The organism is Candidatus Atribacteria bacterium (genome assembly GCA_011056645.1).
GTDB lineage: Bacteria > Atribacterota > Phoenicimicrobiia > Phoenicimicrobiales > Phoenicimicrobiaceae > Sediminicultor > Sediminicultor quartus.
On the sequence record DSEL01000160.1, the window covers coordinates 1 to 9158 of the forward strand.

Consider the following 9158-nt stretch of genomic DNA (forward strand, 5'->3'; position numbering starts at 1 on the left):
AATCTATACATAATGAAAACTGCATCTTATTTCCCTTTTCATAATTTTTAATTAAATTAAAATATTTTTTATTATGTTTACCTATATTAGCAAAAACTCTTCTTTAAATTTTTTATTATTATACGCCTTTACCCTTTAACAGCTCCAAAGGACATTCCCCGGACCAAATACTTTTGAACTAAATAGGCAAAGATTAAAACTGGTGTAATTGCAATAACCCCAGCTGCACTCATCTGTCCCCAAAGGATTTCATATTCCGTGACTCTTGAAGCAACTCCGATTGACAATGTAGCTGATGCTCGGGTTTGTGTTAGAATTAAAGCAAAAAGAAATTCATTCCAAGACATAATAAGAGTAAATATAGCTGTGGCAATAATTCCCGATTTTGCTATCGGAAGAATGATCTTCCACAGAGCTACCATTCGAGTAGATCCATCCACCATAGCTGCTTCCTCTAATTCTTTAGGAATCTCTATAAAAAATCCTCTCATCATCCACACAACAAAAGGTAAATTGAATGCTGTATATGCAATCACTAAACTAACCTTTGTATTAACCAGATGAAAAAATTGCATCATAGTAAATAAAGGTATAATCGTTATAATCGGTGGAAACATTCTTGTAGAAAGAACCCAAAAAGATAAATGTTCATTTAGGTTATGCGGTAATTTAAATCTTGCTAGCGAATAAGCCGCTAAAGTGCCTATTGTTAATGAAACAAGAGTAGTTGTTGTTGAAACAATGATACTATTTATAATATATTTCACAAATCCCATTTCACCAAATAAAATGAAATAATGGTCAAATGTAAAGGATGACTTTAATGGGATGAATATCGGTGGTATGGCGAATATATCTACCGGATTTTTAAAAGAGGTGCTGATTAGCCAGAAAATTGGTAAAATGGTAATTAGAGTAATTAAAATAATAAAAGTATACTTAAAAATCTTTTTTGTCATTATTCAAAAACCTTTTCAGTTTTAAGAAATTTAATAAAAAAATTACTTATAATTACTGTAAATATAAGTAATAAAAATGACATTGCAGTAGCATAACCTATATTATAAAAACGAAATCCATGTCTATAAATATAAAGACTTAAAGTTTCTGTAGTGTTTGCAGGACCTCCTCCAGTCATTATAAAAATTTGATCGAATATTCTCAAAGTATCCATTGTTCTAAGAAGCAAAGCTATTACAATTACGGGCTTTAGAAGAGGCAAAGTAATATATCTAAATATTTGAGAACCTGAAGCACCATCTACTACGGCTGCTTCGTAAGGATCAAGAGGCAAGGATTGTAATCCAGCTAACAATATAAGAAACATAAAAGGAGTCCATTCCCAAATATCAACGAGTATTAATGAAGGCAGTGCTGTATGCACACTTGCTTCCCATAAAATTCCCCTAATACCAAATAAACCCAAAACCCAGTTAATAATTCCAAACTCAGGAATATAAATAATTTTAAATATTACTGCTACAACTATAGGAGGAAGCATCATGGGAGATAATAAAAGACTTCGAAAAATATTTCGACCAATAATTTTAGAACTTAAAAATAAAGCTAGAATTAGTCCAAGCGTAAATTCAATAGTCACACCGACTCCAGTAAAAATTATGGTATTTTTAAAAGCATTCCAAAAATATTGATCTTTAAAAATTTCTATAAAATTTGTAAAACCTATAAAGACGTTTTCACCAGTACGTATATTAATTACATGAAAACTAGCGATAACAGCATAAATTAAGGGGTATACTGTTAATGCTATTAATAGAAATACAGTGGGCATAATAAGCAGATATTTAAGATTTTTCTCAGACCATTTAGATATATTGCCTACTTGCATAATTTTCTCCAATATAAGTTTAAAAAAACAACTGGGCAATCTTTACAGATTGCCCAGCATAGGTGTTAGCGATTATTTAATATAACCTGCTTTTTTCATCAATATTTCTACTTCTTTCTGGGCTGCTTCAAGAGCTTCTTTTGGCGATACTTGTCCGGCTACTGCCTTTGAAAGATGGATACCAAATGTATTTTCTACTTCATTCCAATTTGAAATTCGAGGTCTTGGTTTTGAGTTAGAAATTGCTTGAAGTAGTACAGGATAATGTCTAAATTCAGTCATTGCCAATAATTCGGGATCTTGGAAAACTGATTTTCTTGTTGGTGGATTACCCCACTTAAGAGCAAGTTCTTTTTGTTTTTCAGCTGAAGTAGCCCAATGAATAAATTCAAAGGCCATTTCTTTGTTCTTAGAACCTGCAGGAATAGCAGCAAGCCAATGTCCTATCTCAGATGCTCCAACAGCAACATCAGAAGGGATAGCTGCATAAGCTATCTTACCCACAATCTTTGATTCTTTGGGATCTTCAAAGGTGGGAACAAATGCAGGCCAATTAATAGTTGAGGCAGCTTTCCCTTGAAGCATATAAGTTGCAAGCTGCTGCGCATTAAAACTTTCTGCACCAGGAGGAGAAATTTCTTTAAGTTTTATAAAAAAGTTTAACGCATTAAGAGCTTCGGGTGTATCAATCCAAACTTCCGTCTTATCCTCATTGAACATTTTGCCATTAAAACTCCAAAATATTGGCATAAACTGGGCCACTACTGGATTTCCTTGCTGACCTCTTAAAACATATCCAAAAACACCATCTTCATTTTCTTTAATTTTTAGCATTACCTCGTAAGCTTCTTCCCAAGTTGCAGGGGCTGCAAACATATTGTATTTTTCAAATAAATCTTTTCTATAGAAAAACATTTGCGCATTACCTACTGCAGGAACAGCATACAACAATCCTTCTGCATAAGGATATCTACAAATTGCTTGGGATTTATCAATAAAGTCTGCAGAAAGTCCCGCTTCTTTCTTTTCAAGAAAATAAGAAGTTAATTCTGTAAGCCAATCATTCTCTGCGAATTGAGTAAACCAAGGATCGTCTAAAAGAATGATATCGTAAAGTCCTGTTCCACTTGAAAGGTCAATAAGTTCCTTTTCAAATAGATTTGCATAAGGAGCCTCAACAACTTCTACTTCTATATTTTTAAGTTTTCCAAATTCTTCAAGCGCCTTAGCCATTGATTTGCCTTCTGGGGCATTATTCGTAGCCAAAACCAATGGTCCGCCAGCTGCAAGTGCCAATGTTGATAAAAACATACCCAAAATTACTACCAATATCATTGTACTTATTAAATACCTTTTCACTTTAAAATTACCTCCTAATTTTTAGATACAAGAAATTTAATCTCAACAATTCTTCTCAAATAATTATTTTTATAACCTCCTTTCTACTTTTTTCCCTCTCTTGTACAGCTTAGCAAGCATTCTATATGCTCTTCTAGTGGGGTCTTTATATAATTAAGATATATTTTACTATATCTTCAGTTTATTCTATTTATTTTTTTTCTAAAACTGATCGTAATATATTCAGATTCTAATTATAAATTTTTTCTATTTTTTAAAATTTGATATTTATTGTTTTAAGATGATATTAAATTCCGCCTAAAGATAATTTTTGCATTATAATAGTTGAGAAGAAGATACATTTCTATTTTTATTAATCTGTTCTTTCAAGTCATCGTAGAAGAAATTTTCTTTACCATTTTACCATGTAAAATAAAGCAACAATTTTTTATAAGCAGGGTGCATATTTATTTAGAATTTATGCGAACGTTTGCATTTCGACATTTATTTAAATAAAATTTCTCTAATTAATTCTCTTGAAAAATTTGCTGGCACCTGTAATTTTGTTTTTCTAAAACTCTTCGGCAAGTTATTAATTTAACTAAAAATCTAACGGGTGCAAAAAGTAAGGAGCTTTATAAATAGAATTTATTATGCATTCGATTGCAGTTGCCTTTATTTTATAATAAAACTATTATTCTTGTCAAAGTTTTTTTATAATACTTTATAACAATACCACCAACAAACCCCGTTCTTAAAAAGCCAGAAAAAATTGTCAAATGATTGAGTTGGTTCAACCATTCCCTTTAAAATTCATAAAACAATGGTTGTTTCTTTTTACTCAATTATTAATATCACATTTTCCCTAAAGATGCTGCTAAATAGTCAGATTTAAGAAAACGCTCTACGATAAAAAGCATGATAATATTTGGTGTCATCATAAGCAGCGCTACTACTGAAGCATTGGTTCTTATGAAATTGTATCCCATGAATGAATAGAGAATGGTGGGTATGGTCTCGAAGGTAGGTGTACCGATAATAAAAGTAAGATTAAATTCTTCGATGCTGACAGTAAAGGCAAAGATCATACCTGCCAGCAATCCAGGACGAATCATGGGTAAGAAGATATCCCTGATTTTAACAAAAGTATTCGCCCCTAAATTCTCCGCAGCGTCTATCACGTCCTGAGGAATTGCCTGAAAACTGGTGGTCATCACTCGAATCATATAGGGTATGCTCATAAGTGTATGTGCAAGCACCAGACCCAGGAACGTTTGGCTCAATCCAAATGCAGTGAATACTCTGCTAAGAAAAAGAGCTACTACCATCCCGGGCATGATAATAGGGAGGAGTACTACCAACATAAAAAGCTTCTTCCCAGGTATTTTCTTTCTACCCAATACATAGGAGGTAGGTAATGATAAAATTAATGAGGAAAGCACTGCCAGTGGTGCCAAACTATAGCTAGTACGCAAAGCCCGTCCGATATTGGTATAATCGAACACATATTTCCATTGCGCTTGCGAAAAGCTTGGCGGGAAAATATTAGGATAAGACCAGGGTTTCTTGGGGTCAACCAAAGACCACATCACCGTCATAAGTATAGGTATTCCAACCCACAAAATCAAGATGATCATAAAAAAGATCATCAGGAGCAAATAAAAATTCCTTATCCTTCGTGCCTGAATAATATGTAAAGGTATTTTGTTTTTACTACTATCTGTTGAAGCCATATTAGGCCTCTCCTTTTACGAATTCTGCTAATCGTGAATAAGCCCAGATGACTACGAAAGCAGTCACAATTATGATCACTCCTAATACTGCTGCTTGATCCCATTCCTGATATAGGGTAGCCATGATGTGCATCCGTCCTGCCATTGATGAAGGATATATCGGCCCGGCAACACTACATATCGGGAAATCTCCAAAGGCCTTAATAAACATAAGGATCATAGAAACTAATATACCTGGCATTGCTAAGGGTATATACATCCTAAACAATATGGACCAGTATCCTGCCCCCAGATTTTTCGCCGCATCGATGGTATCATCCCTAATCGATGCTAAGGATGCCATCACAATCAGTAGCACAAAGGGTAGATTCTTCCATATCTGAATAAAAACCACTCCCCAGCCAAATTTGTCATTGAGCATACGTAATGATTCATCGATTATATTAAGACGCATAAGTAAAGTATTTACCAGCCCATGGTAGGAAATCAGGTTAAGGATAAGAAAAGCAGCCACTAAAGCGGGTATAAAGAGCGGCACTTTGATAATAGAACCTAAGATTCCTTTCCCAGTTCCGCCCTTTCTAAAAAACAAAGCTATAGGAAAGGCAACAACCACGGTACCTATTGAACTTAAAAGACCCATCTTAAGAGAAAAGAAGAGAGAATCCATGGACTCTCTACTTAGTAATATTGCTTTCCAATTTTCTAAGGTAAACACTGATTTTCCGGTAATACTAAAGAGGCCAAAGCTTTGCATGAGGGTTAGAAAAATGGATGACCCGATAAACAAGAGGATGAATCCCACGCCCGGAAAAAGCATAAGGATATTTGTTGGTGAAATCTCCTTTTCCTTCATCTTTTACCTCCTCAAGATGCTGAAAACGTCCTCGGGAATACTAAACTCTATGATATCTCCGGTGACAAATCTCCTGGATTCATCAGTCTGGGCACGTATCTTATTTCCTTGAACTTCCATGAAGATATCGGTAATATTTCCCATAAAAACAGCTTGCAGAACTTGCCCTTTGACTCTATTCGGTGCTCCTGGGGTATAGATCTTCATATCCTCAGGCCGCCAGACAAACTTCATAGTTTTGCTCGCTTCGGGTAGTTTCTGGTTCTTTGAGGTAATAGTTATCTTTCCAAAAGGAGCTTCAACAATATAGCGGTTCCTATCCCTTTTAACTATTGTTCCTTCATAGATATTCGCAAGACCGATAAATCCAGCTACAAAACTGGTTTCGGGAGTTCGATAGATGGTATAGGGATCTCCCAATTGTTCAATATGACCTCGATTCATAACCACAATCCTGTCTGATATCGCCAAAGCCTCATCCTGGTCATGAGTCACATATAGAGATGTTATTCCCAGCCGTTTTTGCATCTCTCTTATCTCTACTCTTACTTGAACACGCAACTTGGCATCCAGGTTAGAAAGCGGCTCATCAAAAAGAAGAATCTGAGGTTCGGTTACAATAGCTCTTGCCAGGGCAACCCGCTGCTGCTGTCCTCCAGACAGCTGCCCGGGTTTGCGTTTTTCCAAATTCTCAATTCCCAGCATTTTCATTATTTTTAAGATTTTATTTTTCTGTTCCTTTTGAGGAATTTTTTTCATTTTTAATCCGAAGCTTATATTGTCCCAGACGGACATATGGGGGAATAAAGCATAGGATTGGAAGCACATAGCGGTATTCCGTTTATTTGGAGGAATATTGTTCATGATCTTGTCTCCAAAAAATATCTCACCCCCGTCAGGATTGCAGAATCCTGCAATAGCCCTCAAAGTAGTTGTCTTTCCACAGCCTGAAGGACCGAGTAGGGTGACAAATTCACCATCAGCCACCTCTAAACTTATATTATCCACAGCCAGGACTTCATTGAATCTTTTGGTTAAGTTTACAATCCTCAGCTTTGACACAAAACTCCCCCATTCGTATAAAATTTAATAAAGTGTACGTCTTTCCTTGTGGTATAGATCTCTATAATATCTTTTAATGATAAGCACAAATCATTTTAAAGTTCTCATTCAAACCCCAAACAGTCTATGCTGTCAGGGGATGATTCATCCCCTGACAGCGCTTTTGTTTGTGGAGGCTGAATTTCCGTTAAGCCTCCACCTTCTCGCTTTTACCTTCCTTTTTTCAACAGGTTTTGGATAGCTTGTACTCTATTTCATCAAGACATTCTTGACGAATTCAGAAATCATGAAGCTTTTATAAGGTGCGGGGAACCATGCAATTGCATTATTCGCTCTATCTTCTTCGGTTAATAGCGTTCCTTCTAAAGCAATATCGGTTCTTGCAGGATAAGCACCCACCATTTCGAACTTCTTAAGCTGCTGCTCTTTTGTGGTGATATGATAGATAAAAAGCGCACCAGCGGCCTTGTTCGGTGCGTTCTTAAGCAAGCCCATGGTATCTCCACCACCAGCCGCCCCCATTTTAGGAATATACATTTTGGCTCTGGCAAAGATGTTTCCTTTATTCATCATATCTTTGACATTATCATCCCAACCAAAGGTCATAGCCATTTCTCCGTCATTGATCCTGATGATGGAGTCATTGTTTGATACAGTAAAGGTTAGCTTATCTTCACGATCGTTGACCCACTTCCAAGCCAGGTTCCAATTCGCTACCTTCTCTGGAACCACATCTGTGTCACCTTTATATTTATCTAAACCTCCCGTAGTTTCTTTGATTAATGTGTGAACGAAGGATTGGCCGGAACCACCTTTTGAAGGATCATTGAAACCAAATTTCTTGGGGTTGGCATCTATCCAAGCCTCGAGTTCTGCCCAAGTCTGGGGCGGATTGGAAACACGTTCCGGATCATAAAGGATACCGGTCTGATTCCTATGGAAGGGAGTGAGATATCCCTTAGTTAACACACCCTCTTGAACTTCCCAAAGAGACGGAGCCAGTTTGTCTGCATCGGGTATCACGTTTTTCATGGGTCCGGTGAACAAACCCAGATCCATACTAGTCTTTACCCACTGTCCTCCAACAATCATTACGTCGATTGTACCAACGGCACGATCCTTTTCCGATATTGCTTTATTGAAGTTAGCTGTCGAATCCCCGATAATCAAATTGACTTTAATACCGTATTGCTTCTCAAAATCCTGAGCTGCTTCTTTAAAATAGTCTGGAAAATACCAGGCATAGAATGTTACCTGCCCTTCCTCCTTGGCAGCAGTAACTATCTCATCCCAGCTGGCTTTCTGCAGGTCAATTTCCTGAGCAACTACGGTAAAAGTAATTCCAGAAAGAAACACAACCAAACATAAAAATAGCATAAAGAATGCTAAACGACTTTTTAAATTAATTTCCATTTTTACCTCCTAAAAATATTTTGAAATCTTAAAAACATTTAGAGAAAATTTTACGCTTAAATCTCACCTCCTTTGATTAGTCCCCGTGTATTTTGACGGACATTTTTCAGTTATGAGTACAGGGAGCTTTTAGGTTGTTAAATATTGAATGCGAACGATTGCATAAAATAATTTAAATGGATAAAATACTTTTCTTTGGTTTATCCTGATAAGTTCACATCTTTTGATTTCTAATTATCTAAGTTTGCACAACTTTATTGCTATTCAATGGTTACATGCTGAGTTCATCAATAAAAATTTAAAATGGTGACAAAAATAAGAATTCATTTTCGGTGGATTTTTATAATTATAGGGCTATATATAATTATGCATTCGATTGCAGGTTGTTTTATTTTATAATAAAATTGTTTTCTTGTCAAAAAAAATTTAAAGTAAATTTCTTCATCTTGTTTTTAAAATATTTATTTAGAAAATAACACTTCAAAAATAATGGTCTTTATTTCTTTTGGTTTAAGCTCTATTTCTATTCCATTGTTATAGGGCAATTCTTCTTCATAACTTTCATCCAACTTACCTATAAATACTTTATGAATATTAAATCCAAACTTGATTTTTCCGGTGGTCTCTCTATCGGTAGGATTATAAACCCTGACTAACAGTTTATCTTCGAATTCATGCTTTTTAAGGGCACTAATCACTAAATAGCCACCTTCTAATTCTATAAAACTATATTTATCTAAAAAATTTCCTGGTTGGTTCTTTAATTGCTTAGTTAATATTTTTGTCTTATACTGACTTGTCTTCTGAGAAACTCGGGCATCATCCCAATTGCCCTGATGAGGTATAAGGGCATAATGAAAAATATGCTCTCCCAAACATTGAGCTTCTGGTGTTGGGAAGGAAGGGC

The 9158-nt window shown here is 35.6% G+C and carries 8 protein-coding genes; all 8 read right to left on the reverse strand.

Annotated elements, in window-relative coordinates:
* Positions 1-128: 128 nt before the first annotated feature.
* Positions 129-959, reverse strand: coding sequence for a carbohydrate ABC transporter permease (locus ENO17_07025; protein ID HER24781.1), 831 nt, complete (start codon positions 957-959; stop codon positions 129-131).
* A complete protein-coding gene (locus tag ENO17_07030) occupies positions 959-1849 on the reverse strand; it encodes a sugar ABC transporter permease (GenBank protein ID HER24782.1) in 891 nt (296 codons plus the stop codon). Before ENO17_07030 ends, ENO17_07025 begins: the two co-directional genes overlap by 1 nt.
* Before the next feature lie 72 nt (positions 1850-1921).
* Entirely contained in the window at positions 1922-3208 is a 1287-nt protein-coding gene (locus ENO17_07035; protein ID HER24783.1) for an ABC transporter substrate-binding protein, read from the reverse strand.
* A gap of 833 nt (positions 3209-4041) precedes the next feature.
* Positions 4042-4920 carry an ABC transporter permease gene (locus ENO17_07040; protein ID HER24784.1) on the reverse strand — a complete coding sequence of 293 codons (879 nt, stop codon included), beginning with the start codon at positions 4918-4920 and terminating at the stop codon, positions 4042-4044.
* 1 nt (position 4921) lies between these two features.
* Positions 4922-5776 carry an ABC transporter permease subunit gene (locus ENO17_07045; GenBank protein ID HER24785.1) on the reverse strand — a complete coding sequence of 285 codons (855 nt, stop codon included), beginning with the start codon at positions 5774-5776 and terminating at the stop codon, positions 4922-4924.
* 3 nt (positions 5777-5779) lie between these two features.
* Positions 5780-6838 carry an ABC transporter ATP-binding protein gene (locus tag ENO17_07050; GenBank protein HER24786.1) on the reverse strand — a complete coding sequence of 353 codons (1059 nt, stop codon included), beginning with the start codon at positions 6836-6838 and terminating at the stop codon, positions 5780-5782.
* Positions 6839-7087: 249 nt separating this feature from the next.
* Entirely contained in the window at positions 7088-8251 is a 1164-nt protein-coding gene (locus ENO17_07055) for an extracellular solute-binding protein (GenBank protein HER24787.1), read from the reverse strand.
* A 461-nt stretch (positions 8252-8712) separates the two neighbouring features.
* Positions 8713-9158 (reverse strand): hypothetical protein (locus ENO17_07060; GenBank protein HER24788.1); only part of this gene is annotated, 446 nt, incomplete at its 5' end.

Coding starts and splice junctions, on each gene's coding strand:
- ENO17_07025 (HER24781.1), bottom strand. CDS start 959: ATGACAAAAAAGATTTTTAAGTATACTTTTATTATTTTAATTACTCTA.
- ENO17_07030 (HER24782.1), bottom strand. CDS start 1,849: ATGCAAGTAGGCAATATATCTAAATGGTCTGAGAAAAATCTTAAATAT.
- ENO17_07040 (HER24784.1), bottom strand. CDS start 4,920: ATGGCTTCAACAGATAGTAGTAAAAACAAAATACCTTTACATATTATT.
- ENO17_07045 (HER24785.1), bottom strand. CDS start 5,776: ATGAAGGAAAAGGAGATTTCACCAACAAATATCCTTATGCTTTTTCCG.
- ENO17_07055 (HER24787.1), bottom strand. CDS start 8,251: ATGGAAATTAATTTAAAAAGTCGTTTAGCATTCTTTATGCTATTTTTA.